At 35.9% G+C, this 26917-nt stretch carries 29 protein-coding genes; 19 read left to right on the top strand and 10 right to left on the bottom strand.

Annotation, left to right across the window (positions count from 1 at the left end):
- Positions 1 to 5: 5 nt before the first annotated feature.
- A complete protein-coding gene (gene dinB, locus ACQ76T_RS14975; protein ID WP_431344102.1) occupies positions 6 to 1154 on the bottom strand; it encodes a DNA polymerase IV in 1149 nt (382 codons plus the stop codon).
- Between the two features lie 61 nt (positions 1155 to 1215).
- Here dinB and ACQ76T_RS14970 point away from each other — a divergent pair, with 61 nt between their 5' ends.
- Positions 1216 to 1995 carry an XRE family transcriptional regulator gene (locus ACQ76T_RS14970; RefSeq protein ID WP_431344101.1) on the top strand — a complete coding sequence of 260 codons (780 nt, stop codon included), beginning with the start codon at positions 1216 to 1218 and terminating at the stop codon, positions 1993 to 1995.
- 57 nt (positions 1996 to 2052) lie between these two features.
- Here ACQ76T_RS14970 and ACQ76T_RS14965 read toward each other — a convergent pair whose 3' ends face one another.
- From ACQ76T_RS14965 to ACQ76T_RS14945, 5 genes are all read right to left on the bottom strand, one after another.
- Positions 2053 to 2427, bottom strand: a complete 375-nt coding sequence (locus ACQ76T_RS14965) for a hypothetical protein (RefSeq protein ID WP_431344100.1) — start codon at positions 2425 to 2427, stop codon at positions 2053 to 2055.
- Positions 2428 to 2688: 261 nt separating this feature from the next.
- A complete protein-coding gene (locus ACQ76T_RS14960) occupies positions 2689 to 3321 on the bottom strand; it encodes a hypothetical protein (protein WP_431344099.1) in 633 nt (210 codons plus the stop codon).
- Positions 3322 to 3506: 185 nt separating this feature from the next.
- Entirely contained in the window at positions 3507 to 3776 is a 270-nt protein-coding gene (locus ACQ76T_RS14955) for a hypothetical protein (protein ID WP_431344098.1), read from the bottom strand.
- Between the two features lie 68 nt (positions 3777 to 3844).
- Positions 3845 to 4216: a hypothetical protein gene (locus ACQ76T_RS14950; protein ID WP_431344097.1), complete on the bottom strand. Its 372-nt coding sequence runs from the start codon at positions 4214 to 4216 to the stop codon at positions 3845 to 3847.
- 141 nt (positions 4217 to 4357) lie between these two features.
- Entirely contained in the window at positions 4358 to 5941 is a 1584-nt protein-coding gene (locus ACQ76T_RS14945) for a Na+/H+ antiporter (RefSeq protein WP_431344096.1), read from the bottom strand.
- 180 nt (positions 5942 to 6121) lie between these two features.
- Between ACQ76T_RS14945 and ACQ76T_RS14940 the strand changes: the two genes are divergently transcribed.
- The 15 genes from ACQ76T_RS14940 (at position 6122) to ACQ76T_RS14870 (ending at position 19989) form a co-directional block, all read left to right on the top strand.
- Positions 6122 to 6622 carry a M15 family metallopeptidase gene (locus ACQ76T_RS14940; RefSeq protein ID WP_431344095.1) on the top strand — a complete coding sequence of 167 codons (501 nt, stop codon included), beginning with the start codon at positions 6122 to 6124 and terminating at the stop codon, positions 6620 to 6622.
- A gap of 401 nt (positions 6623 to 7023) precedes the next feature.
- Entirely contained in the window at positions 7024 to 8061 is a 1038-nt protein-coding gene (locus ACQ76T_RS14935; protein WP_431344094.1) for a patatin-like phospholipase family protein, read from the top strand.
- Positions 8062 to 8217: 156 nt separating this feature from the next.
- Positions 8218 to 8463: a hypothetical protein gene (locus ACQ76T_RS14930; RefSeq protein ID WP_431344093.1), complete on the top strand. Its 246-nt coding sequence runs from the start codon at positions 8218 to 8220 to the stop codon at positions 8461 to 8463.
- 303 nt (positions 8464 to 8766) lie between these two features.
- Entirely contained in the window at positions 8767 to 12855 is a 4089-nt protein-coding gene (locus tag ACQ76T_RS14925) for a hypothetical protein (protein WP_431344092.1), read from the top strand.
- Positions 12856 to 12876: 21 nt separating this feature from the next.
- A complete protein-coding gene (locus tag ACQ76T_RS14920) occupies positions 12877 to 13239 on the top strand; it encodes a hypothetical protein (protein ID WP_431344091.1) in 363 nt (120 codons plus the stop codon).
- Positions 13232 to 14587, top strand: coding sequence for a hypothetical protein (locus ACQ76T_RS14915; protein ID WP_431344090.1), 1356 nt, complete (start codon positions 13232 to 13234; stop codon positions 14585 to 14587). The genes ACQ76T_RS14920 and ACQ76T_RS14915 overlap by 8 nt, the downstream gene beginning before the upstream one ends.
- A gap of 2 nt (positions 14588 to 14589) precedes the next feature.
- Complete coding sequence (locus tag ACQ76T_RS14910; protein ID WP_431344089.1) at positions 14590 to 15744, top strand: toxin glutamine deamidase domain-containing protein; 1155 nt, start codon at positions 14590 to 14592, stop codon at positions 15742 to 15744.
- A gap of 6 nt (positions 15745 to 15750) precedes the next feature.
- Positions 15751 to 16104, top strand: coding sequence for a hypothetical protein (locus tag ACQ76T_RS14905; protein WP_431344088.1), 354 nt, complete (start codon positions 15751 to 15753; stop codon positions 16102 to 16104).
- Between the two features lie 118 nt (positions 16105 to 16222).
- Positions 16223 to 16561 (top strand): hypothetical protein, encoded by a 339-nt coding sequence (locus tag ACQ76T_RS14900; protein WP_431344087.1) that lies wholly within the window; start codon positions 16223 to 16225, stop codon positions 16559 to 16561.
- 15 nt (positions 16562 to 16576) lie between these two features.
- Positions 16577 to 16930: a hypothetical protein gene (locus tag ACQ76T_RS14895; protein WP_431344086.1), complete on the top strand. Its 354-nt coding sequence runs from the start codon at positions 16577 to 16579 to the stop codon at positions 16928 to 16930.
- 87 nt (positions 16931 to 17017) lie between these two features.
- On the top strand, positions 17018 to 17356 hold the full coding sequence (locus ACQ76T_RS14890) for a YrhB domain-containing protein (protein ID WP_431344085.1): 339 nt from the start codon (positions 17018 to 17020) through the stop codon (positions 17354 to 17356).
- Between the two features lie 159 nt (positions 17357 to 17515).
- Positions 17516 to 17824 carry a hypothetical protein gene (locus tag ACQ76T_RS14885; protein ID WP_431344084.1) on the top strand — a complete coding sequence of 103 codons (309 nt, stop codon included), beginning with the start codon at positions 17516 to 17518 and terminating at the stop codon, positions 17822 to 17824.
- A 55-nt stretch (positions 17825 to 17879) separates the two neighbouring features.
- A complete protein-coding gene (locus ACQ76T_RS14880) occupies positions 17880 to 18800 on the top strand; it encodes a helix-turn-helix transcriptional regulator (RefSeq protein ID WP_422694344.1) in 921 nt (306 codons plus the stop codon).
- 53 nt (positions 18801 to 18853) lie between these two features.
- Entirely contained in the window at positions 18854 to 19471 is a 618-nt protein-coding gene (locus tag ACQ76T_RS14875; RefSeq protein WP_431344083.1) for an energy transducer TonB, read from the top strand.
- A gap of 86 nt (positions 19472 to 19557) precedes the next feature.
- Positions 19558 to 19989, top strand: coding sequence for a nucleoside deaminase (locus tag ACQ76T_RS14870; RefSeq protein WP_431344082.1), 432 nt, complete (start codon positions 19558 to 19560; stop codon positions 19987 to 19989).
- Positions 19990 to 19991: 2 nt separating this feature from the next.
- Here ACQ76T_RS14870 and ACQ76T_RS14865 read toward each other — a convergent pair whose 3' ends face one another.
- The gene (locus ACQ76T_RS14865; protein WP_431344081.1) at positions 19992 to 21134 is read right to left on the bottom strand and encodes a hypothetical protein; all 1143 of its coding nucleotides are present in this window, start codon (positions 21132 to 21134) and stop codon (positions 19992 to 19994) included.
- Positions 21127 to 21690 (bottom strand): hypothetical protein, encoded by a 564-nt coding sequence (locus ACQ76T_RS14860; RefSeq protein WP_431344080.1) that lies wholly within the window; start codon positions 21688 to 21690, stop codon positions 21127 to 21129. The genes ACQ76T_RS14865 and ACQ76T_RS14860 overlap by 8 nt, the downstream gene beginning before the upstream one ends.
- Positions 21691 to 21834: 144 nt before the next feature.
- On the opposite strand from ACQ76T_RS14860, the gene ACQ76T_RS14855 reads away from it, so the two are divergent.
- Positions 21835 to 22014: a hypothetical protein gene (locus ACQ76T_RS14855; protein WP_431344079.1), complete on the top strand. Its 180-nt coding sequence runs from the start codon at positions 21835 to 21837 to the stop codon at positions 22012 to 22014.
- A gap of 124 nt (positions 22015 to 22138) precedes the next feature.
- Here the strand turns inward: ACQ76T_RS14855 and ACQ76T_RS14850 are convergent, their stop codons facing one another.
- The gene (locus ACQ76T_RS14850; RefSeq protein ID WP_431344078.1) at positions 22139 to 22672 is read right to left on the bottom strand and encodes a GNAT family N-acetyltransferase; all 534 of its coding nucleotides are present in this window, start codon (positions 22670 to 22672) and stop codon (positions 22139 to 22141) included.
- Positions 22673 to 22744: 72 nt separating this feature from the next.
- Positions 22745 to 23503, bottom strand: coding sequence for a type III pantothenate kinase (locus ACQ76T_RS14845; protein WP_431344077.1), 759 nt, complete (start codon positions 23501 to 23503; stop codon positions 22745 to 22747).
- Between the two features lie 198 nt (positions 23504 to 23701).
- On the opposite strand from ACQ76T_RS14845, the gene ACQ76T_RS14840 reads away from it, so the two are divergent.
- Entirely contained in the window at positions 23702 to 24304 is a 603-nt protein-coding gene (locus tag ACQ76T_RS14840) for a hypothetical protein (RefSeq protein WP_431344076.1), read from the top strand.
- A gap of 601 nt (positions 24305 to 24905) precedes the next feature.
- Positions 24906 to 26912, top strand: coding sequence for a hypothetical protein (locus tag ACQ76T_RS14835; protein ID WP_431344075.1), 2007 nt, complete (start codon positions 24906 to 24908; stop codon positions 26910 to 26912).
- Positions 26913 to 26917 lie beyond the last annotated feature (5 nt).

Genomic DNA, 26917 nt, shown 5'->3' with positions numbered 1-26917 from the left:
ATACGTTATTTTCCAAAATCAAAACCGGATGCTCTACCGACTGCATCAGTGCCAAACCGATTCTTCAAATAATCCATCGTTTGGTATAAGCTCATCTGCTCTTCCGTATCTTCAAACAGATTCATCTGATGGTTACCATGAACAAGTCCGGTAAACCGCAATCCAACCAATCTTAACCTCATCCTTCTTGTATATACCTGATTGAAAAGTTCCAATGCCACTCTCGAAAGCGTATGATCCGCTGAAGTGTAAGCTATCTTATGCTGCTTTGTTTCCGTATCGAAATTGGCATACCGAATCTTTACGACCACTGTTGAAGTCAGCCATTTCTCCTGTCTTAATTGATAAGCCAACTGCTCCGCCATTCCTGATATCAGTCTTTTCAGTTCCATGATATCCATCGTATCATTTGTAAATGTTCTTTCCGTTGAAATCGACTTTCTTTCTGAATAAGGAATTACAGGATTTTCATCAATCCCATTCGCCTTTTTCCAAAGTTCTTTCCCGTTGACTCCTATCATTTGCTGAAGCACCAGCACCGGCATTTCAGATAAGGTATGAATGGTCCGGATCCCGATTCTTGATAACAACTGAAAGGTCTTGTCACCTACCATTGGAATTTTTTTGATGGATAAAGGATTTAAAAATGGCTGTACTTCCAATTCTTTAATCTCTAACCTTCCTAAAGGCTTCGATTCTCCTGTTCCAATTTTCGAGACGGTTTTATTGGTAGATAAGGCAAAACTTATAGGAAGTCCGGCTTCTTTTTTTACTGCTGCTGCAATTTCCTGAGTCCATTGATAGCATCCAAAAAATTTATCCATTCCTGATAAATCCAGATAAAATTCATCAATGCTCGCTTTTTCCATTACAGGTACTTTTTCCTGAATAATTTCAGTGACTGTATGGGATAAATTGGAATACAATTCATGATCGCCACGGATGACTTTTGCATCCGGGCAAAGCCTCAATGCCATACGGATTGGCATTGCAGAACGGACTCCAAACCTTCTGGCTTCATAGGAGCACGAGGCTACTACTCCACGGTCTCCACCTCCTATAATCAAGGGAATTCCATCAAGCTGAGCGTTATTACGTCTCTCACAGGATACAAAAAATGTATCCAGATCCATATGTACAATTGCACGGTTCACGATACAAAATTAGAGACTATTTGTCCCAAATAAACTATCTTTGTTGGTACAAATTGTCCCAATGTCAACTTTTGCAGATAATATCAGGTTTTTGAGAGGTAAGCGAGGTCTATCCCAACATGCTTTTGCCAATGATATTCTTATCATCAGCAGAGATCGGTACTCCAAATACGAAAGTGGCCGATCAGAAGCACCCTACGAAGTTTTAATAAAGATTTCGAAGTACTTCAATATAAGTATTGATTTGCTTCTTACCGTTGATATCAGAAAGTACCCATTGGAAGATATTCTGAAACTTCCTGATAACCGAATTGTCTTACCTGTTGTGGTAGATCAATTAGGAAACAACAGCATCGAGATCGTTCCTCAAAAAGCATCAATGGGTTATCTATCCGGCTATGGTGACCCGGAATATATTGAAGGACTGCAAAGAATCACACTTCCTTTTTTAACGAATGGAAAGTACCGCGCTTTTCCGGCCCTGGGAGATTCTATGCCTCCTTTTAAAGACGGTTCTTACATTATCGGAAAATATGTTGAAAATTTCGATGATCTGAAACCGGGTAAAAGTTATGTTTTTGTGACTTTGAATGATGGTATTTCTTACAAAAGATTTACCTCCAGAAATACAAAATCAATAACTGTTGCTGCTGACAACTCATTTTACAAACCTTATGATATTCCTTTAGAAGAAATTGTGGAAATCTGGCAATATGCTTCCGGTATATTTCCTGAAGATTTTGAACCAGAGAATTTTGACAATTATAATTTGAAGGATATGTTTTTGGAATTGAGAGGTGATATTCGAAAACTCGATGATAAAGTTTCCACTATAAAATAAAAAGCTTTTTTATATCAAGTCGAAGTAAATTAAATCATAATATTCAGATCCCCACATTTATTCATCATCATTGTCCATAAAAATGCTTAGCATGCCACTTTCGATAAAAACTAAAACATCAGATTTCTGTCCCTTTCTCAAAAATAAAAAATCCCTTTTCAGATCTTTTCTCTGACAATAGCTAAAAAACAGTTCAAGTTCATTAGACGAAAAATCACAGTAACGAAGCAGTACATTCTTTAAACTTTTCATACGTGTTAAACTATTCTGTTGTTTTAAGGGAATTACCATATTCCATGTACGGTCAAAACTATACGAACCATTCCCACTACCCGTAGCAACAACAAGGTGGGTAAGTTTTCCATCTTTAAATAATAAAAACGGGCTCTCGAAATTAGCCTGAAGCGTTTCAGTATCGTCACTCCATTTCATTTTTTTGAGTATGCTTTAAAGCTCCCAGTTGATCCCGTCACAGGAAAACGCATATATTCCCCCTCCTTCTTCACCACAAATATGTCCGAACCTATCTTACATGATCAATTCAAAAGATTTCCCATTCCACCAAACAAAGGGACTCTCTACATCGTCCATTTTTAATAGCTTCTTTTGATTTCAAATAAACCGATTTTATGCATTACCTGTAGGAAAAGACATTTTATTTTTGATTTTCAATTTTAACCTGAAGAAAACTGCTTACTTACTGAACCACCAGTTTTTCAGGAACGCAAATCTTATCCCAACTGAAAAAGAAGTTAAGTTATTAGTGTCTTCAAAGTCTGTAACTACATAAGCATTTCCAAATCCTCTGGAATAGAGAACAAAAACCTCTGTACGGTCTGAAATTGTAAACCCTCCACCGCCATTCAAAACATAATCCAGCTTTGTGGAATGATATTGTCGGCCATTGTTATAATCTAATGTCCATACCACATATTCAAACTTACCTCCCAGAAGCAGATAAAATTTTCCTTTTTTGAAATTTTGGCTCAGATATTTTTTAAAATGGGCACCTCCGGCATAAGTTACAAACTTCAGATCTTCTGTATACGAGTTTTTAACCGGTAAGGAAACTTCAAAGTAAGGCTGCAGATAAAGTTCGCCATCATCAAAATAAAATATCTTAGAAAGCGCGACATCTACTGATATATTAGCTGTATATTTATTTATCCATTTATTTTCTCCATTCTTTTTATCAGTAAGATTGCCAACTGTATAACCTGCCCCCAGATTCCATTTTACAAACTGGGACCTCCAGTCATCATATTGCTGGGAATAAAGAATCCCTGAAAACATGGCAGATAAGCCAATTAATAATTTATTTTTCATTCTATTGTGTGTGTTTTTTAATTAAATATGTAAACAATCGGGAATATATTGTTGGTGTACAAAATCTAATTTATCTGGGATCTGATTATAATTAGAAACTTACACCATATACATATAGTTTTTCAAAAAAGCCAAATTACACTTTTTAAACTTAACAACTATTTATATAGAGAAAATATTTTGAATTAGTTCTGAAACTCTGCATATTGGGAGATACAGCTAGATATAGTATGGAAATCCAGAGTCCCGAACCTCTTCTTTTTGAGCACGTTTCTGTCCTCCGCAATTGATTTTTTGGGAGGTGGTTTATTAAGTTCCGGCTGACGAACTCTCTTCAGTTCATCGATCACTCTTACCCCATGAATTCTCATCATTTTTCTTACCCATAGAATATCCCGGGCTCTGTACACTCCATTGGCTTTCATTTTGGCAGCAAGCTTTCTACCAATCCTCATACATCTTCTATATTAAGCCATTTCAAGGCTTTTCCAATTTTCCAGGGCTACCCAGAATATGTACACCATTAAACTTTTCCGGAAACTTTACATAAAGTTTTAGTGGGTACAATACCTATACTTACAGGAATATTTTCTTTTTGCGGAATATCTTCTTTGATGGTAAGGCAGTATCGATACATATCTATGTATTTATATCCTGTCAGATCAAGAAATAGTTCATCAATACTATAAATTTCATATTCTAAAACATAGGATTCAGCAATACTAATGACCTGCTGGCTTTTATAATTGTACAACTCAAATTTGGCAGAAAAAGCTTTTGACATTATTTTCTTCTGAAAGAGATCTTTGTATTTGAATACCGGTGCTGCCATCGGAATCTCAAGATCTTTTCCTTCTTTACTTCGGGGACACGATGCGACTGTCGTCGTTAGCAAGAACCACAACGGGTTTGGCTTCTAGTGTACAGGAAACAAAAAAATTATTTAATGCGACAAGTTTTGTCGCATTAGTATTCTAATTTAGCATTCAAAAACCTGTTAATAGGCTCGCTTGAAGGATGATAGTTCAGCGAAAAATTAAATCATTTTTAAACGTTCTTCCTCCAGATCAATTTGATATAACTGATGGCGTATGATCTCTTCATTCACCGTAATGTCTTTATTGAGCTCTAGCAAAAACTGTCTTTGGCTTTCCAACATTTCAAAAAGAGTATTGCGGACATTGTCATCCATCCAATCTGTATTGTTGGCCTGATTTTTTTCTTCCCAGTGTTTCAATATCCGCTCCATACCGGCGTGACTGTTTAGTTCGCTTTCATGCTTATTTTTAAGGAAATGATAAACGTGCTGTTTCAGCTTTTGTTTTACTTCCTGCTTGGCCTTCTTTTCTTTTTCATCATCTATAAAATCATCAAATGCATGGCCATACTTTATAAAATAAGGCAAGGTAAGTCCCTGAACCAAAAGCGTAAGCAGAATAACTACAAAAGTAATGAAGAGAATAAGGTTTCGATTGGGAAAAGGAGTTCCATCTTCCAGAGTAATAGGAATAGCAAGAGCTGCGGCTAAAGAAACAACTCCTCTCATCCCCGTCCATCCCAATAAAAGCGGCATCATTAATCTTCTTCTGAACGAGGATGCTCTGGGAGCCACACTTCGCCGAAAGATCAACGTAGCAACCATTGCAGCATATGAGCTTATAATACGGGCAGCAATAAGAATTCCGGTAACCCACACTCCATACTTGATGGCAATTCCTAACGGAATTCCTTCTGAACGGAGACCTCCGACAATTTCAGGAAGCTCCAGCCCAATGATTAAAAATACAATACCGTTCAAAATAAAAACAAAACTTTCCCAGACACTATACCCTCTTATGCGGCTGGTGCTGTTTAAAAATATCATCCGCTTATTCGACATATACAATCCTCCACATACTACAGCAAGCACTCCGGAGCAGTGAACCTGCTCTGCAACCCAGTACATCAGATAAGGTTCAATGAGCGTTAATGCAATATCAGAAGAAGCATCTGTAGGAAGGCGTTTGTGTATTTGTACAAAAATCCAGCCCAGTAGAAGGCCTATTCCGGCTCCTCCTATCACCATCCAAACAAAATCCAGGGAAGCTTCCTGCCAAACAAATTGTCCGGTTCCTACGGCAATGAGGGCAAAGCGAAAAATAATAAGAGAAGAAGCATCATTCAGTAAACTTTCTCCTTCAAGAATGGCTGCAGTTGTGGTAGGAATTTTCACGAATTTCATAATGGCTCCTGTGCTTACCGCATCCGGAGGAGAAACAATTCCACCCAGCAAAAAACCTAATGCAATAGAAAATCCGGGAATAAAATGATTAGCTGCTATCGCCACAGCCAGGGCTGTGAAAAAAACAACCAGAAAAGCAAAGCTTCCAATGATACGCCACCAACGCCTCATTTCTTTAAAAGATATAGACCAGGCCGCTTCAAATAACAAGGGTGGTAAGAATATGAAAAAGATAAGATCCGGATTGATCTTCACAACCGGCAAGCCGGGGACAAAACTAACGAGTAATCCAAATACGACCAGTAGAATCGGATAGGCTATTTTCAGTTTTGTAGCCCACATATTCAATAAAACAATAGCCGCAATCATGGCCAGAAAGAATGGTAAAATCGTATGCATGTAATATTGTGTTTTTTATCAATCATATTTACTACTTCTATTTGATTTTTAAAAGTTAAAAATCATTTTTTTTGATTTTTTTTGATTTTAGACTCTCTTAATAATGTTTAAAATTTCAATTAAAACACGTCAAGTTTCGTCGCTTTTGTGATGTATTTTTGCTTTATAACAGTAAAAATTATGGATAAAGTAACATTAGAGCGAATTCAGAAACTTCACCCAATAATAAGAGAGGAAGTTAAACAGATTATAAAAGAGTGTGATGAAGCTCTTACCGGGCGGGCAAAGATTAGGATTACCCAGGGATTAAGGTCTTTTGAGGAGCAGGAAAAGTTATACGCAATCGGAAGAATTACCTCTGGAAAAAAAGTAACCAACGCAAAGGCAGGACAAAGCATTCACAACTATGGATTGGCTGTAGATATCTGTCTTATGATCGATGGAAAGACCCCAAGTTGGGATACGGCAAAAGACTGGGACAATGATAAGGTTGCCGATTGGTATGAATGTGTGAAAATTTTTGCCAGACATGGCTGGGACTGGGGTGGAAACTGGAAAACCTTCAAAGATCTTCCTCATTTTGAAAAAAAGACAATTCCTTCTAAAAAAGGGCTGGTAAAAACAAGCTGGAGAACACTTTTGAAGATGCCAAGAGACAAAGAAGGCTATGTGATATTTTAAAATTTCACTAGTGTGGCGTTTATTTCCTGTAAAGAATTGTAAGAGTGATTCCTCATTATTTATCAAAAGGAAAAATTGCTTAAAGAAATAATCTTTCGAATTATGGCAAGTAAAAGAGCTATCCAAATTCAAGGTAGTTGGGGATATATATTCTCAAAAATAAAAAATCAACCAAAAATATAAAACACTGATTAAAAGCAACTTATTTTTAACAAAATTCTTTAAAATTCTTTATAACACGACAACTTCTGTCGCTTCCCAGTCCTATCTTTGCTTTAGAAGAAAACAACAAAAAAACGATAAAATCTCAGCACAAAATCAGAATACTTTCCTCATCAATTCTTTGATTTTAAAGATTTTAACATCGCATGTACCCTTTTAAAAAACTATAAAAATATCACATGAAAAAGACAACCATTCTTTCTTTGGACGGGGGTGGAATAAGGGGAATTATTACCTGCATTATTCTGCGCTACATAGAAGAGCAGCTACAGTATCATGATAAACCCACAGCTAAACTGGGGGATTATTTTGATCTTGTGGCAGGTAGCAGTACAGGAGGTCTGATTGCTTCTATTATTCTATGTCCCGATGAAACCCGAAAAGCAAAATATTCTATCCAGAAAGGGTTAGAGCTGTATGCGGAAAAGGGCGGCGACATCTTCCAGGTTTCTTTTTGGGAAAAACTGGTGAATCCATTCGGATTACTGAATGAAAGAATTTCTCAGGAAGCTCTTGAGAAAAATTTAAATGATTTTTTTGGAAATTTAGAGTTAAAGGAATTAATAAAACCATGTCTAATAACAAGTTATGATATAGAAAACAGAAGAGCAAAACTTTTCAACTCATGGGAAGCGAACCTCAGCACTGATAATTTCTATGTAAAAGATGTCTGCAGAGCTACTTCTGCGGCACCTACTTATTTCAGTCCGGTTCAGATCAAATCCATGTACGGGCAGATATTCAGTTTGATTGATGGGGGAATGTTTGCTAATAATCCTGCATTATGTGCCTATGCAGAAGCAAGAAAGATCCCTTTCGCAGAAGTATTGAAAAATCATCAGAAAGCGAATCATCCCGGTGTAAATGACATGATCATTGTTTCCATAGGAACAGGAATTGAAGCACGTCCCTATCCTTTTAAAAGATTGGAAAAAGCTGGGAAAATAGGTTGGGTAAGTCCAATAATTGATATCTTAATGTCTGCCAATGCCGAAACAGTAGATTATCAATTGGGACAAATGTTTCAGACCCTGGGACTTAGAAATCAGAAGAACTATATCCGACTGAATCCTTCTCTTAAAAATGCCTCTCCGGCAATGGATAACGTAAGAAGATCCAATATTGAAAACCTAATCCAGGCAGGCCTGAGCTATATTGATGACAACAGAGAGACATTGAATCAAATTGTCCAGAAACTCATCAAAAATAAAATATAAGCTTTTAACCTTATAAAGCCATCATATAAGCTTTAAAGATTATATTAAAAAAATGAAAAACATTTTTTAACACGTCAAGTTTTGACGCTTCGCTCCACTATCTTTGGAGTATCAAAAAAGACACAAAATAACAATCTAAAAACTTTTAAAACGCCTTTGAATTCACCATTCACCCATGTTGAACAGCATGAAATATGTTCAAACTATAACCAAAATCTCACAACACATACTATGGAAACTCCCCATCAAAAAACAGATCCCCTCTTCGATGAAGATCTCTATACTATAGAATGGAGCGACATTGAAAATGCAGAGATAGACTATGAAAACTATCTGAACGACATTGAAAACTTCTTTCGAGAAGATTTTGATAATGATATCCTGGAAGAAGACTCATTATAAAATAAAAAATTTAAAACACGACAAGTTCTGGCGCTGTCCGACTTTACCTTTATAGTCTCTATAATATACACAGTCTCATTATACTTTCTCAGCACCTTTGAATTCACCATTCACAAAATGTTGGACAGCCAGAACTATGTCTGAAAATATATACAGAATATAAACATATGAAGTTGGAAATTGAAACCAAAGGTGGATATCTCTTGCCAGAAACCACCGAAAAAAATAAGGCAAAATCAAGAAAAAACTCTATTGAAAAGAAATTTCAAATCAATCTTAATTAACACACAACAAAATTACAAAATGGACAATACTGAAAACAAAGCAGCTGGCTCATCTGCTGATAACACTCCATCACAAACACTTTTTAGATTTGTAAACCTGAGAAGCCCGCAATTACCTGATGAAAAGAAAGAATATAAAAAATTCATCAGAATTCCAGATAGCTTAAAAAATGACGATTCTTTCTATAAACCTGTAGTAGCCAATTCTGGTTCTAAACAAAGAGTGCTGAAGGAAAGAGCCGAGCTTTATAAGCAAAACAGCAATTTTATTCCAAATGCTCAAACTTTGAAACAAGTACATGCGGTAGTGTATGACTATGCTTTATGGCTTACTAAAAACAAAGATACCTGTACTCAGAACCAACTTAATGAAAAAATAAGACAAGTAACAATCTCTTCCTCTTACGCTTTTCCTAACCTTGTCAATTTATGGAATAATTTAATTTATCAGATTGTCACTCAAAAGGATTTCTATGTAAAAGAAGGGTTGATGCAGATTCTACTTGCAGCACACACTCTTCAACCTAATCAAGTAACCTACAATGAAGAAGATGTTAGAGATCTTTTGTCAGCAAGAGTAGTAATTCCAAGAGAACTGATGCTGGACACTCCCAATACGAATCCAATTGGTCTTGCTTCAAAAATGGCAGAAAAAGAGTCTGGAGAAGAAACTGCGCCTTCGGCTTATATGGAAAAGCAACAAAAAATCCAGGAAGCCCAAGCCTTATTGAGCAGATACAACGTCTTAACTAAAGAACTTTCTCTTATTGAAACACAATACAAGAAAGAATATGAGAAACAATATAAATCTGAAGAAAAAGAGTACAATAACGCCAATCAAAATATTATTGATGATTATTATGCTCGTGTAGAAGAAGCAAGAAGAAAATTCTGCGAAATCAGAAAACCTGATCAGCCTTATAATCCACTAGACCCTTGCCAGAGACCAGAAGAAATTCCTTATCCAAAACTTGATAAATTCGATTTCTCATTCCGTTCTGAAATTGATGGAAAAACACTTGCAAACACTTTAAAACCAGATAGTGTTGATACCGTGCTATCTCTTTTAGACTATGATTTTTCAGGGAGAGACAAAGGAAGAATTGATAATAGCGGAATGATCGACAGCTTATTGGCAGGCAGAAATACCTTCAATGAAGTGAAAGATCTTATCTCAAATGCCTCTGAAAAGGCCAATAGAATCATTCTGGATAATATGATGGATAATTCTGAAGCCTACACCAGCATTGGTGGAGTTATTCTTCCTGTTTCAAGAGTAGAAACAATTCCTTTTACCTATCAGCTATGTCCAAAATTTATCATGAGATTTACATCTCTGGATTTATCTCTTGATGTACCTGATGCTTCCTGGAATGTAGCCAGCATGAGCTATACTTTTTATACCAACGCAGGCCCTATTTCCGGAACTTATTTTGAAAAAAGCCGTGTCGGAAATAAAATCTTTTTAAGTAAATTATTAGCAAGTCCTACAACAGATGGTGTATACATCACTCAAACGGAAAACTTTACAATGGATGTTAAAATTACATTCACCAATGGTAAAGTAACAACTTTCCAGCCAAGGATTATCACGATGAAATCTTGCTACACTTCATCTTTTGAATTGGTAAATGAAGTTAAAGATCCTGTTGAGGAGCAGCCAGATGATTCTTACATCCCTTCAGGATTCGGATTCAAGCAGATCGGTATTGCAGATTATCTTAAAGTAGAGCAAACGACCCATGCCTACGTAGAAGGAGAAGTTGCCCACATCGAAAATGTAATGGCACGTGAATATCGTGAAAAAGCGACCAGAAGATTAAGAAGAAGCGAAAACACAAGCACTACTTCCTCAGACACTGAAAGAGAAAAGCTTACGGATACAACGACTGCAACAAGATTTGAAATGCAGAGTGAAATCGCCAAAATGCTTCAGGAATCCAAAGATACCAATGTACAGGCACACTTTGATGCCAAATGGGAAATGACTGGCGGAGCTTCATTTAGTACTGGAGTTGCGGGAGGATATGCCAATCATTCTTCTAAAGAGGAAAGTACAAGACAGGCTGTAACTCAGGCACAGGATATTACCGCAAGAGCATTAGACAGAGTGGTGACTAAAGTTCATGAAGAAAGAATTGAAAAAATCATTGAAGAGTTTGAAGAAAACAACAAACACGGATTTGATAACACGAAAGGAGACAAACACGTTGTAGGAGTTTTCCGTTGGGTAGATAAACTCATGAAAAACCAGATCTACAACTATGGAAAACGTCTGATGTTTGAATTTATGGTTCCTCAACCAGCCAAACTTCATACATTAGGAATGACATTGGATAGCTCTCCAACAAAAAGTGATCTTGTAAAACCTGAAGATCCAAGAAAAGCAAGCACTCTTACCATGGAGAATTACGCTTCTTTAAATAACGATGCAACCTTAAAACACTGGGTGAGTAAATATAACGCCGAAATTGATGAAAGACCTGCAGAAACTTTTGCGATCAGTAAATCATTCAGTGGGCGTGACGGAAACTTCGGAGGAAAAGATGATGACAAAGTTCAGATCGTCAATGGAAACGGAGACGTAGAAGTTCCAGAAGGATATTTATTGAAAACTGTTGACTATACTTTCCAGACTTATCCACACGGTTTCAAAGGAGCTCACCAGGCTTTCATGACTATTGGAGGACAGGGAACAAACTGGATTAGTTCACCAAACAGCACTCAGATAAGCGGAACAACTACAACGCTAAATATCAAAAATAAATTGGAATTTAGTTTTGCTACCGGAGAAAGTCCAATTATGCAGGGAACTTTAAAACTAAACCTTGAATTGACTCCTGAAGCAAGAAACGCGTGGTTACAGAAGACATTCAAAGCGATTATTGACAGCTATGAAAAAGCATTAGCGATTTATGAACAAAAAATAGCAGAAGAAAAAGCAAACGGTATTCAGATCAAAGGAACCAACCCTGGATTCTACCGTCAAATCGAAAATACGGTCCTTCGTAAAAACTGTATCTCCTATATGATCAACAGAGCTGCCAATTCTACCCACGGATATGGTATGGCAGGATTAACTACAGGAAGTACATTTACAGACTATGAGACAGATCTTTCTTCAACATTGGATAAATATACAGCCTTCCTGAAATTCATGGAACAGGCCTTCGAATGGGAGAACCTTTCTTATTATCTGTATCCTTATTATTGGGCTAACAAAACAGAATGGGCAAACCTTTACCAGGCTGAAGATGTAGATCCTCTGTTCAGAGCATTCTTACAAAGTGGTATGGCAAGAGTTGTTGCCACAGTTCGTCCAGGATTTGAAGATGCGGTACAGTTCTATATGGCAACTGGAAAAATCTGGAATGGCGGTGAAGTACCAGTAATTGGAGATTCACTTTATATGTCTATTGTCGATGAAATGAAACAGCCTAAAGGAGTAAAACAAGGAAAAGCTTGGATTACAAGGCTTCCAACTCCATTAAACATTCTACAGGCAGAAAGCATCGGCTTAAAAGTAGGTCACGCTTTACCTTTCACGGCTGAAGATCCTAACGAATTTGAAGTTCCGGGAGATGTGGTCACTGAAAGTAATTTCGTAAAAGATAATTCTTTAATGGGAACTAAATCAAGTACTAAGCAGATCCAATTCTCACTAAAACAGTTAGATAGTACGGCTTCTTATAGAACCGTTGGTGATCTTGATAATGCAGGTGAATTTCCCAGAAAATATGAATGTATGGGACAAACCATTGAAGTCGTAAGAGATGCAAAATGGGCTAAAACAGATTCTTTGGTGAAGCTTTATGGCGATTTGGCTGCTGGCCTTTCCAAAATAGAGGGTATTGAAGCATTTGCCAACCCAGAAAATGGAGTTACCATTCGAGTAGATATAGACAAAATCAAGAACTTCAAATTTGTAAAACCTCCTTATTCAGAAATGTCGGATACATTAGCTTTTACAACGGATGGAATTAATTTCCTAAAATTTGCTGATGATTTCTTCACAGGTTCATCAAACCGACTTTTCGACAAAGATGATAGGCTCGTTGAATCTCAAGAATATACTGAAAAGCTGTCTCTATCAAGATTCTTAATTTAATTCTCTAAAAACATACAAACCATGAGTCGAGTAAAACTCGAGGCTATTTGGCAGCACGATCAAGTGCTGCCTTATATCCTCACAACCTTAAAGGAAAAGATTGATGATATTACTGCTGTTGAGAAAATATTTCTTTTCGGAAGCAGAGGCCGAGTTCCTTTTGATGAATGGGATACTCTGGAAGGAAAAGACTGGGATGTTTTAGTACAGGCTAAATGTAAACTTAAAAACGCTTATGTTCTAATTGATCAAGATTACTATGTGGATCTTCTCGTATTGGATGAAAAAACGATAAAAGAACATTATTCCAACAATAAACTTACGATGATCTTTCCCGAGAATGAATTATCGTTCATAAACTCTAAAACCAACGATAATGGCTGATTTCGAACAAATAATTGAATTTCTCAGACTCTATCGAAGATCTGAAGAAGCCGCGCAAAACGCGCTCCCTCCCACCGAAGTTCTTTTAACAACTTTAGATGATGGTGAAGCTTATAATGTCAATAAAAATACTTTCGAAACAGATTTTAGTAAATACAAACGAATTTTCGGTATCCTTGATAACCATCATGCTGAAGCAATTTATCTGTTGAAAGACAATGGAAACAATAAATATTATGTAAAAAAATTCACAGGAGAATATGTCAACCTTTTAGATGAAACGACAGAAACGATACCTGATGAATGGCTTATAGAATTTCCTATAGAATTTGGAACAAGCTCATATATTTATGATACTGTTAAAAACTTAGTCGTCATTTATGCTGAAAGTTTAAAAGCAGTAACCATTTTCCCAGACAATATATATTATGATCCTAACGGAAAATATCTGAAAGATATAGAAAGTGACACCTACACTTATGATTACACTGATCATGTGACAGCTTTTGGGAAAATTATAAAAATCTTATTTGACGACGCACAATATATATGGAACAATCCGGAGAAGAAAGTTCAGGTTCTTAAATCCGAGAAAGAAGGCAGAATGACTTTGATTCCCTTTCTTCAGATAGAATACGGACTGAAAAACTTCATCCTCAAATACAGATATTATGAAAAAGGATATAGACCAAAATTCCTTCTGCCCGACGATGAATGCTCCATTATATTAAAATTCACAAGTATTGGCGGAATACTGACTTTCTTAGATCAGACTTTGTTTAGCGAAGGATTTTCTTTACAAAAAGGAGAAAACAGCAATCCCCAGAGAGATTCTTTCAGAGATCAGTTTATGAATCAGGTTATTCATAAAATAGAAGACAGCATCAAAAGTAAAAGCACCCTTGCTTACTATGATGCCATGAAAACCCTGTTCTACTTGCCTGAGTCTGTAGCAGCAATGTTTAACGAGAACTTCCTATGGACCCTTATGGAAATGGCGATGAGTAGAGACAGCCTTACCAATACAAGAAATCTTGCCGAAGAAAATATTTTTATAAAACTCATAAAAATTATTCTGCAAAAAGAAGGACAGGAAGTGAAACTCATGAATTGGTTCCTTGAAAGAATAAAAGACGGCGACAAAAATATTTCCAAGTTTGAATTTATTTATGACAGGATCAATGGAGATAATTTCATTGAATTTGCAAAACTTATCAGCAGGTATGGAAAAAATCAAGATTCATTTATCCTGATACAGAAAAAAATCCTGAATTTGCAACTACGGACGGACTTTTATTCCTTCCTTATTCTTCTGAAAAAGCTCTTGGGTTTTATTTCAGCAATGTAAGTATGACTTTTGATACCCATCAGCAAAAAGGAAGGTTATTAAAAACATTATACGATACGGGGAAAACCACCACTGAAATGAGGCCAGGCTTGAAAACAGATAATTTGGTACCTACACAGGTCCCAATTATAGATCAATTCTGGTATCATCCTTTCTACCCTATTTATCTCAAAGATATTGAAAACCAGGAAACAGAACTGAAACTGGATTCTGTTGTCCCTGCCTTTATGCTAAAAGCTAATCATGAGAAGCAATTCTGGAGTAACGTCATAACAACTGCAGAGTATGCCGCAGATATTCTAACCACCGTCTCCGGAGTTGGGAACATTGGAAAATTCAGATATCTGGTAAAATTTGCAGCAAAAGCAGAAAAGCTTAGCTTTGTAAGTAAAGCAGGAAGAGCTGTAGCCAATGTAAGAAAGGCTGTAGCAGCAACGGCAGCTGTAGTAGAAATTACGAGTGGTACAGTAAACACCTTACTGAAACTTTCCGGAGCACGAGATGCTGCTTGGAGTAAGTCATTATCTGAATATTTATTTTGGCTGGAATTATTATCTTTATCCGGAGAACTGAGCGTCGCTATCCATAATGGATTGAGGAAAAGCGCCAAAGAAATTCTGGAACATGAAGATGATATCAGAAATTCTGCCAAGAATGTGGATGAAGCAAAACAGATTGATGAATTAATAGAAGACTTATTTAATGTATCAGAAAAAGCAGGAGGAGCAAATAAGAAATTATTTGCTATTTGGAAAATTAATCTTAAGGAAGGAAGATTCAATTGTGCCAATACAGCTATAGCTACAGATGCAATGCTTGCGGGAAGACCAGCATCTGCACTTCCTTATACTATACAAAGGAGATGGAAAAATGGAAGAATGCAAAATTATGCTTCTTTTGATAAAGGTACATTTCCAGACGTGTTAGAAAAAGAATTTAATGCTAAGTTTACAGGTTGGAACAAAAACTTAAATAAACTTGTTGAAGATTTAGAACCGGGTAAAAGAGGAATTATCTTTGGTATTAAAGATGGAAAAAATTTGGGGCACTTTTTTAATGTAATTAATGACAAAGGAGTAATTAAGTTCCTCGATGGACAAACAGGAAAACGAGCAAAACTGGTTTATGATAATTATCAATTCTTACCAACAAATTAAAATATTATGTATACAAAAGAACAGGCTCAGGCCAAAATGCAACGTTTTGTTGACTATCAAAACAATTTAATAATATGGAATAATGAAGGAATACCAGATATTATTATATATGATAATTTAACAGAAGATCATTCTTTTGGATGGGTATTTTATTGGCAAGTAAAAAATATAAAAAAAGATTATTCAAATTTTCTGTCAGGAAATGGACCTATTATTATCGAGAAAGCTACATTAAATATGTATAAAATGATGACCGCTATTTCTGTAGAAGAAAATATTGAACTTTATGAAAGTGATAAAAATAAATTATTGCAATTAGAAGAAGACGATGAAGGTCTTTTTGATCCCGTAAATCTCTAACAAGCAAAATCAGCCTTCCAGAAATCTTATTGTAAGCTATGTGTTACTTAAAATAGTCAATCCAAAAGAGAATGCTTTATTCTATCTTCTCTTAATAAAGGATAAAAACATAATTTCTATGCTAGCAGACAAAGAAATGCTACAAATAGCAGAACGTTTCATAAGAAGAATAGTTGCAAAGAATATTGAGACGATGATTATTCCTAATGCCACTTTAAACAAGCCATATGGCAATATTTATTTTTTCAATTCTAAAAAACATATATTAAAAGGAGATCCTACTGCAGCTCTTGTAGGTTCAGGGCCTTTTATCGTAGAAAAAGAAACGGGAAGAGTCGTAAGCTTTGGTTCTTTAGGAACTTTAGAGGACAATATAAAATCTTATGAAAATGGAACAATGACACCAAGTTTAGACCTTTACTGGTACCCAGATGAAGACCGTTTTGATTATAAATAAAGAAGGAAATAAATCATGTATACAAAAGAACAAGCAAAGGCAAAAATGCAACGATTTGTAAATTATGAAAATAACCTTCGAATTTGGAACGACTTGGGAAAGCCCAATATAATTATATTTGATGATCTTACACAAGAGCATCCTTTTGGTTGGGTATTTTATTGGCAAGTAGAAAATGTAAAAGATGATATTTCAAATGCTTTGGCTGGAAATGGACCTATTATTATTGAGAAAGAAACACTAAATGTATATTGTATGATGACCGCTATTTCTGTAGAAGAAAATATCGAACTTTATAAAAGTGATAAAAATAAATTATTGCAAATAGAAGAAGATGAAGATGGCTTTTTTGACCCAGTGAATCTGTAAACAAAAATACTTTTTACAGTTATCATTTTTACATGATTAGCAAGTGGTAATACAAAAAATCAGAAAAAGAAAACAACAATCTTATCTATGCTAACAGACAAAGAAATGCTAACAATAGCACAACGTTTTTTAAAAAAACTAGGCGAAGGAGGTGAAGATATTGAGGTAATTATAGATAAAATTATTAAAAAGCCGTATGGTAATATCTACTCTTATGATGCTAAAGAATATCTTTTAACAGGTAACTTTAATAAGTCATTAGTAGGTAATGGTCCTTTTTTAGTAGAAAAAAAAGCAGGAAGGGTTGTTACTTTCAGTACTTCAAGTAATCTGAAAGATCAATTAATAGCTTATGAAAATAACTCTTTACCATTATGTTTAAAAGGGTATTGGTACCCAGACGAAGACCGTTTTGATTATAAATAATCAAAGTACTTTACAAATATAAAACACAGGAAGTAAAACTCTTGAATAAAGAGGCCGTCCAAAAAGACGGCTTCTTTTTATTATTTTGCTCATTAGAAAGCATATCTTATTATTGGTTATATAGTATCAACTCATTTTAATATATACAACTCGATAATCATGAAACATACGGAAGATCAGATTAAAAAAACCATAGCTAAGGTTTATAAAGATTTAAAATTAGATCATAATGAACAGTATCCCATAAAATTAAACTTTTGGAAAAAAGAAGATCCAGACAATAGATTTAATATAGATTATTGGTCTGGATGGTATGATTATTCAAAAGGGTTTCCTCCTAATGAAATGTATGAAAATTACATAATAATGATAAATGATAAAGATGGAAAACCTTTATCCATATTAATCTTTCCAGAGGAATCTAAGATTGAAATTGATAAAAATGGAAATTATGCCTGGGAAAAATAAAACACGACACCTTTTGTCGCATTAAGCACATATATTTGTCTTACAAAACTTTACTATGAAGAAAGACTTTTATCTGACGAGATATGCCTTAATTATTAAAAGATTAGAAAGTTCTCCCGCTACCTATTCTCAGCTGGAAGACTATCTTTTAAACTCTTTTGAATTCCAGGATGCGGATATCAAGAGCTACTCTATTCGTACCCTGCAAAGAGATATCCGTGAGATTTCCGACCTTTTCAATCTTTCCATTCACAACAAAAAAAAGGGGGACAACCGTTATTATATTGAAAGTCGCCCCATTATGGAAGTGGATGAATATAACCAAAAACTATTAGAATCTTTCCAGGTAAGCAACGCCATGAATACCCATCCGGATTTTGCCAATTTCATCTTCTTTGAAAGCAGAAAACCAACCGGAGTGGAGAATTTTTATGACTTATTTTTTGCCATCCGTAATAAAAGAATTGTTTCCTTCGAACATTACAACTACAAAAACAAGTTGATGACCTCCCGCAAAGTTCATCCTCTTGCCCTGAAAGAATCCAAAGACAGATGGTACCTCATCGCTATTGACACCAAAGATAAAGCGCTGAAATCTTTCGGACTGGACAGGATCAACTACCTCGATGTAGGTAAAAACCAATACCGCGAAAAATACAAATACAACTTCAGAGAACATTTTAAAAATGCTTTTGGCGTCATGAATCTGACAGAACAGAAACCCGAAAAAATTGTTTTAAAGTGCAGCCGACATCAGGGAGAATACATCAAAAGCTTTCCTCTTCATCAGTCACAGAAAGAGACCAAGGAAACTCCGGAAGAGATCTATTTTGAGTTTTTCCTCCACCCTACTTACGACTTTATGCAGGAAATTCTTTCTTACGGAAAAGAGGTTACCGTATTGGAACCTAAATGTTTAGTTGATGACATCCGCAATCATCTGCAGGAATCTCTGAACCGCTATCTGGAGAATTGATAGATAATCACTCTGTCTGATATTTTTTGTTATATTTACATAAATATACCTTATTGAAAACTTTATTCATCATCCTCTCCTGCTTTATTTCTTCCTTTTGCCTGTCACAGCAGAAAGAAGAATTCAGGCTTGTGAAAAACTATTACAACCAGCACAGAAGTATGCTGAGTAAAGAATTTAAGAAAAAATTTGATGCAGAATCCAATACAACAAAGAAGACTGAAATAAAAGGAGATTTTCTTTTTTTCATGAAAAAAATGGACAGCATTGAAAACACTGCCCTTATTGGAGCTTTACTGCGAGTAAGAAATATAGAAGACCTTCAAACCCTCAAAAAGACAAAAGAAAATACCTCCGAAAAATCTCTCGATCCGCAAAAAGCAGCCGATTATCCCGGCGGGCTCAATTCTCTGAGACAGGAAGTGGTAGATCTTCTCTACGTAGACGGAGTATATTCTCAAGAAAAAACCATAAAGACTGATGTGGCATTCGTTGTAGAAAAAGATGGTAGCATCAGCAACGTACATGCCCAAGGGGATAATTTTACGTTCAACAGACAGGCGGAAATTGCGTTATACTCGCTGGGAGAGAAATTCTCACCCGCCACATTTAACGGAGATCCAACCTCCTATCGGTTTAAGCTTCCTTTAACTTTAACGATGGCTGAATAACAACGAAGAGCATCCCAGTGCTTACCCTTTTATTAAACTGATAAAAAAGATATTAACGACGATTTTTTATACTAGCTTTTAATTCAATGTTTACTGACGAATATTATATGAAAATGGCCCTGCAGGAAGCAGAAGCCGCCCTGGAAAAAGATGAGGTTCCTATCGGATGCGTAGTCGTATCCAACAACAGGATTATTGCAAGAGCCCACAACCTTACTGAGACCTTAAATGACGTAACAGCTCATGCAGAAATGCAGGCCATCACCGCAGCCGCTAATTTTCTGGGCGGGAAATATTTAAAAGACTGTACTCTATATGTAACCATGGAGCCTTGCGTCATGTGCTCAGGAGCGTTATCCTGGTCGCAGATCTCCAAAGTAGTAATAGGCGCAAGAGATGAACAGAGAGGGTTCATCAACAAACACCTTAGCCTGCATCCAAAAACAGAAATCATCACAGGCGTTATGGAAAGCGAATGCTCTTCTATTGTCAAAGATTTTTTTAAAAGTAAAAGATAACTTTATTCAGCGTCTTCTATTGTCATATGAAAAAGCGGTTTTAAAGCATTCATCTTTTTCCAGTTTTCTTCTTTAGTCTCCCAACTCTTTTGTCCCAACGTAAGGGTAAGAAGACTGTCTTTTTTCTGATAATGAAGTTCAGCATGGATCTTCCTGCCCTTATAATCTTCCAGCAGCAAATCATGATCTGAAACAACGGTGTAACGGAAATCCTGCATTTTCTCTTCTTTATCCATAAAAATCAGATATCCCTGTCTGTGAAAAAAGATGTATTGCATCTCTGAGTCTCTGTTTATATTTCTGAAAACGCCATGAACAGATGGTCTTTTCATCGTATCATCGTTATAATTTCCCGAACTTATATAAGGATAAAGGATGATTACAGTGGCAATTCCCAAAAATAAAGTTTTAAACCCTATCAGAAAAGCCACAGGAACTTCCGATATAACATTAATTATTTTGGCTTCTTTCCCTGTAATAAAAAAATGATACAGAATTACCCAGTTTTCTTTTAGAGCAAACATTACCATACCAATCAGAATCATAGAAAACAGCTTAACAGAAATATCGAACCCCAGATTAATTGCCAGAATAGGTATCAAAACTCCTAGAGAAACAATAAGTCCTAAAACCCTTGTTCTGTTGAAAATGATCAGTATTGCTGCACAAAGCTCCATCAGTCCTGTAAAAACAGAATAAAAACGGGAAGTACCTATCGTACTCCAAAACAGGATGTCTTTATCCAGGTTTCCAAAGCGGGAGTAAAGAATGTTAGGTTCCGGAAGATAGAACTGTCCTTTAAACACTTTATCAAATCCGTATTTCATGAATATGACAATCAGGTACAGAATGATAGCCTCTTTAGATAAGAACAGAAGAGTCTGGCTATGCTTTCCTTTAATAAACGATGAAAGAATAACTGAAATACAGATTAGAACTCCAACAAGAATAAACATTGAAATACTGTCCGATGAAAAATCAATCCGGAATTGATGATGCCCCGGCACAAATCCTATAAGCAACTTTGTAAGATCTTCAAACAAAAATAACGATATCGTTTTCTGAAAACTACCCAGAAAATCTAGCGGAAAAAACAGAATAAAGAGAACAAAAAACAGCCCTATTCCCGACAGTACTTTATTCATTATTTCTTTTTACTCTTTTCCAGCCATAAAAACCAGATGCTCCCGAAATCAGCAATATTCCCAGCAAAATACTTCCTGTTCCTTTTTCTCTCTTTTCTTTCTTCTCTTCTACTTTTACAGGTTTTATCTCTTTATAGGATTTACTTTCTTTATCATATTTTATGAATACAACGCTGTCCATATTATTGACGAAATCATAGTCTTTTTTTAGTTTTTTTTTAGCGCTGTCAATATTCTTCTTAGAAAAAAATGAGCGACTGCCTACAGGTATTCTTTCAGACATCCATTTTCCTTCAGGGTCCTTAAAACTCTTTTCACTGGTTACCAACACACTTTTTTCATCGTCAAAAATAATCACAGAATCCAGTTTGGATTCTATTATATATTTTTTAGGTGGTAATCCAAGATTAGAAAAGTTAGCATCAAAGAGATCATTGGCAACAGCCCTTCCAAAATTTTCTGTGGAACCGCTATGACTTTTAAAAGCAATAAGTTTGGTTTGAGCGGTAAGAGATATGCTCATCACCAATAGGAAAAACAGGTACTTTTCTTTCATAAATAAATTTAAACCTTTGATAATCGATTTGATAAAAAGTTAAAAATATCACAAATTATTTAAAATTAATCAATATTCACATCAAACAAAAACACATTGTATTGAATAATTACTTATATTTAACTTACAACTAAACTAAATACCATGAGAAAATTATCAAGAAAAGAAACCGCAAAAATTAATGGAGGAATTCGCCCTGACCAATGTTTTTACATAGACAGTAATGGGGTAAGAAAAATCGGATGCAGAAATATGCCTTTCCAGGATGCGGGTGGTGTATGGGTTTATCCATTAGTAGAATGTGATGCCTGTGGAGGTCTGTAAATATCTTCCTTAAGTCTTATAATTGAGTTATAAGCATCATTAGTAAATTGTTTTGAAAATAAAAAAGTCAGAGAATAGGAGTATTCTCTGACTTTTATTTTATAATACTAAAGTGGTAGTAAACTTATTTGCTCCTTTTAAAAATAGAATACATAGCAAGATCATGATACGTTCCGTCTTTTTTGGCATGTTGTTTCAGAATAGCTTCTTGCTTCATTCCAATTTTTTCCATAATTCTTCCGGAAGCAGGATTGTGCAGAAAATGAGTAGCATAGATTTTATTACATCCAAGATCTTTAAATCCAAAATCAACAATTGCTTTCGCAGCCTCAGTCACAAAGCCTTTATTCCAATAAGGAATACCCATCCAGTAGCCCAATTCCGCCTTATCATCTTCTCTGTCGTGAAGTCCTATTGCTCCCATAAGATGTCCTTCTTTATTACGGATCGCAAAAATAAAACCTGTACGGTCTTCAAATACTTCTTTAGACATCTGAAGCCAGAATCTCGCATCATCTTCAGTATAAGGGTACGGGATATTAGAAGTAAGATCAGAATAAATTCTATGCTGAAGGTATTCAACAATAAAAGGAATATCCTTCTCTTGCAGTTGGGAAAGAATAAGTCTTTCTGTTTCTATCGTAGGGAACTTTTTCATGACAGTAAAGGTTAAAATTGAGAATATGATGCAGTCTCATTGTATAGAGAACCTCATCTTCATCTGATAAATTTATAAATCTTTTCCCAGAAAATAAAGCCCTTTCAAGGTATGAAGCCTGTCCATCAGGTGAATTTTATTCGTCAATGGTTTATAAACATGAGAAACTCCTCCGGTAGCAATCACAAAGCAGTCGTCATTCACTTCCTCGTTGATCCTGTCGATAAAGCCTTCTACCATTCCTAAGAAACCATATACCATACCGCTTTGCATGCAACTTACAGTATCCAGTCCAAGAACCGTTTTAGGTTTTTTCAGTTCTATTTCCGGAAGCTGGGCAGTCTGGCTGATCAGAGAATTCAGCGAAGTAATAATTCCCGGAGCGATAATTACCCCTAGAGATTCCCCCGTTTCAGAAATACAGCTTGCAGTAAGTGCTGTTCCAAAGTCCAGTACTATTTTCTTCTTCCCCGGGTAAAGCATATGTGCTGCTACAAGGTTTGCAAAAATATCGGTTCCTCTGGATTTGGATTTTGCCTGAACAATGGAGGGTGTGTTGCTGTCTACAATCACAGGGTTTTTCCCATGGATCTTTTTTATGGCCACACTCATCACTTTGGTAAGCTGAGGTACTACGGAACCTATAATTACTTTTTGAATTTCGCTGGGTTCAATTTTGTAGGTTTGATAAAGCATCAGCATCTGAACATATAACTCGTCTGCAGTTCTGTATGGCTTTGTATTGATTACCCACGATATATCACAATTGTCATCATCAAAAAGACCAAATCGGATATTGCTGTTTCCTACGTTGATTACGATTGAATTCATTCACCTATTTTTCAATTCAATTTCCGTTCGTTCTCTAATAGAAAGAATAGAAATTCTATGTTATTTTGCAGCCCTAAAATTAATCATTTTAGGAAAAACATTCTTTGATTATAAACTAAATTACCATGTTCCGCTCATTTCTTTTTTCTTTCTTGGAACAAATACCTATATTTAAACAGAAAACTTTAGCACCCCATTATGAAAAATCTGATTCTGGCAATTTTTTTATGCTTCAGCTTCTTTGCTTTTGCACAGTCAGGTCCACAAATAAAAGAAACTTTTCAGAAGATAAAAAGCCAGACGGCCATTGATGCTAGCGATAAAACGGTCTACGATCTGATGGATGAGTTTTACCAGAAAAGCCTGCAGGCTGATGATGATGAAATGACCCCGGAAACGGTGCATAAAATTGAGAGGGCAGCATCCGACCCCAATACAAAAAACCTTCATCTTCTTTTTCTTTTTCTGATGTATCAGCAGCATATCAGCCAGACTGTAATGGCAGGGAAAGCAGCCAACCCGGAATTTCAGATAGAAACCATGGCTCTGCTGGAAAACGAGGCTAAAAGTGTATACGGAAAGATCCCTGCAATTATTTATATCTATAAAACAGAAGCCCTGGACGCCGGTCAGAAGAAGGTGGAAGCCCAGGCTACTGTTACCAGTGGATTAAAGGAATACCCGGATTCCATTCCCTTAAAAGTATACGGCTATCTGCATACCAAGGATGAGGTGTTGAAAAAAGACCTTATCAAAAACCATCCTCATCACTGGATGGTACAGCAATTCGGTATCCAGTAATTTTTAAAGAAAACTATCGCAAAGAATTCTCTATTTTTTCCTTATTTAAAACAAGACTGTTTGTAACCTACACAACTACTCCGGAAGTTACAAACAGGGTTGATTTTCTCTTCCAGAGATGTCCGGAGGTTTAAAACAGACTTGTTTATGAGTTCCGGAGGACTCCGGAAGTCTTCTGCAACTTGCGGGAAACCAAACAAGGTCTCCGTTGGTTTCAAACAACATTGGGTGTAACCAAACGACTGTTATTTTTCATTGAAACAGTCTTAATTCGAAAAAAAAACAATAAAAAAGCTATCCTATTAACAACTATCTTTCACTTTATTCCATTGAGAGATTTTGAAAAAAAATTCTTAATTCCCAAGGTAACGGATAGCAAAAGTTTACAACAAAATAATGCCGTCTTACGAATAAGAACAGCTTTTTGAGCATTGAAATGATCTCTTATTTCAAATTTTCAAAAACATCACATTCACAACAAAACCATTTATTAATTGAATATTTACAACACATTAAGGATATTTAAAAACATTTTTATTAAAAATTAATAAAATATCCGCAGAAAAACTCTATACTTGCGGAAAAATAACCCTTAAAAACCATGAAAAAACTCAAACTTCTAATGTTATTCACATTAGCCTTTCTCACATTGGGCTGTCGTGAAGAATTAGACTACGTCAATTCAAACAATCCCAGCCAAAATCAGAATGTCTTCACGAAGGACAATATCGTAACGAAGCGACTCTTTAAGCACGATTATGAAACCAAATTCGGACTCAAAACAAATGTTGAGGCGGTAAATGATTTCTTAAAGCAAACTAATCTTTCTTCGTCGGCAAAAAATACTTCAAAAAGTACCATCATCAATGGAATTGAAGTATATACAGATGTTTTTGAAGAGGTAGATTATTTGAATGCCAAGTATTATTCTTTTTATATTCTGGGAACAGCTCCTACCGACTATGAACAGAAACTTGTATTAAAATATGTAGATAATCAAATTGTAGAAAAGCATATTATCAAGTACAAGCGACTTCCGAATATGCAGGTTGACCCTAAGTCTTATCAACTTGAAAAGCTGGTTGAAAATACTACAGGAGGAGGTCTGAACTCTAAACTAATGTATATAGATACATTTTCTGTAGGATGTACCACCTACATGATCACGACATTCAACTGTGGGCATTCCGGCAACCATACCAACGGACAGTATTGCGATGTAGAAAACGCTTATATGCCTGAGGATATTGTAGTTTCTTACAATAACCCAAACTGTAACGCTGGCGGTGGCGGTGGCGGCGGAAATTCAGGAAGCCCTGGTGGCGGAGACGGGTCTCCTGGAGGAAGCCCTGGCGGTGGTGGTGGCATCGGCGGTGGCGTAATAGATGATCCTTCTACTCCTACCACGCCTGTTGTTATTACGATTCCTACGGTTGCACCGATATATAGTATTAAAGGTATCAAGACCGGTACTGTAAAGAATCCACCTGATTTTAATCCACTAGGTCTTAGTACAGAAGAGATCACTCAAATAAACAGTAATGATCAGTTCAGATTAAAGATCTACCAGTTTTTAGCCGTGAAGCAGCTTTATCCTCTTGATTTCTTTTTAAGTGATGAGCAACAAACTTTTGTGAAAGCAACGTTAAAATATATTAAAGACAACCCAAGTATTCAGGTGAATGATTTAAACCATGAATTCTTAAATATGGTATATGAGTTTCTGCAATCAGATTATATTGATATTGATTCTCCGTTAGAAATATTCCAGCGTTTTAAAACTCTTGATAATGCGGTTACACAAAACCCGAATCTGCTATTGGACATCCCTTGCAGCCAATTACCATTCTGGCAGGATGTAGCCACTCACCAGGTTCCTCAAAGTGTAAAGTCAAAACTTGAAAACATTAAAAACCAGACCAGCTGGTGGAGCAACTGGAAAATCACAGATCTGGATGATGCTGCAAGTGCCAGAGTCAATATGGATTTGTTCCCTATTAAAATAAGCAGCCTACCTAACAAGCCTAATAGTAATGAGAAATATACTCCTGCAGAGTTTTTCAATTTTTTCAGACTTAACATCAACTTATTTGCAGAGAAGTTCACTCCCATTGTGGACAGTAACTATGGTATAGATGATACTGCTTTGTGGAATTCTTCCAATCCTTTAGGAGCTCTTATCCATATTGAAATTCCTATAGATGACGGAACCGTAGTGTGCTCAGGGGTAAGCAGCAATGCATGGATATTTTCGACAATAAAAGCACCGATGGGCATGGATTATGATGGCATACATCCGGTAGCAGGAAACAGGGTTTTCAGTTATTATATGGAAGGAAATACCATGTATATTTATACCAGAGGAGTTGACAGGGTATCTAAGAAAGTTACAGATACACCAAATCTTGCCAACTACATTATGGAAGCGAGTGCTTTTCTGGGAGCAGACCAGCTTTGGACAGGAATGCAGGATAAGTTATCGGCCTATGTAAATCAGAAAGGAGGTTCTGCCACAAAAGTACCAGAAATTACCTATAGACCTAAATATTCGAAGATAAGAGACTATCTTAGAAATAAAGCACCGTTAAGTTCTTTAGGATGTAATTAATTTTA

The sequence above is a fragment of the Chryseobacterium sp. JK1 genome (genome assembly GCF_050632815.1).
GTDB lineage: Bacteria > Bacteroidota > Bacteroidia > Flavobacteriales > Weeksellaceae > Chryseobacterium.
Note: the sequence above shows the minus strand (reverse complement) of the source record. Positions and strands in the feature narration are given on the sequence as shown.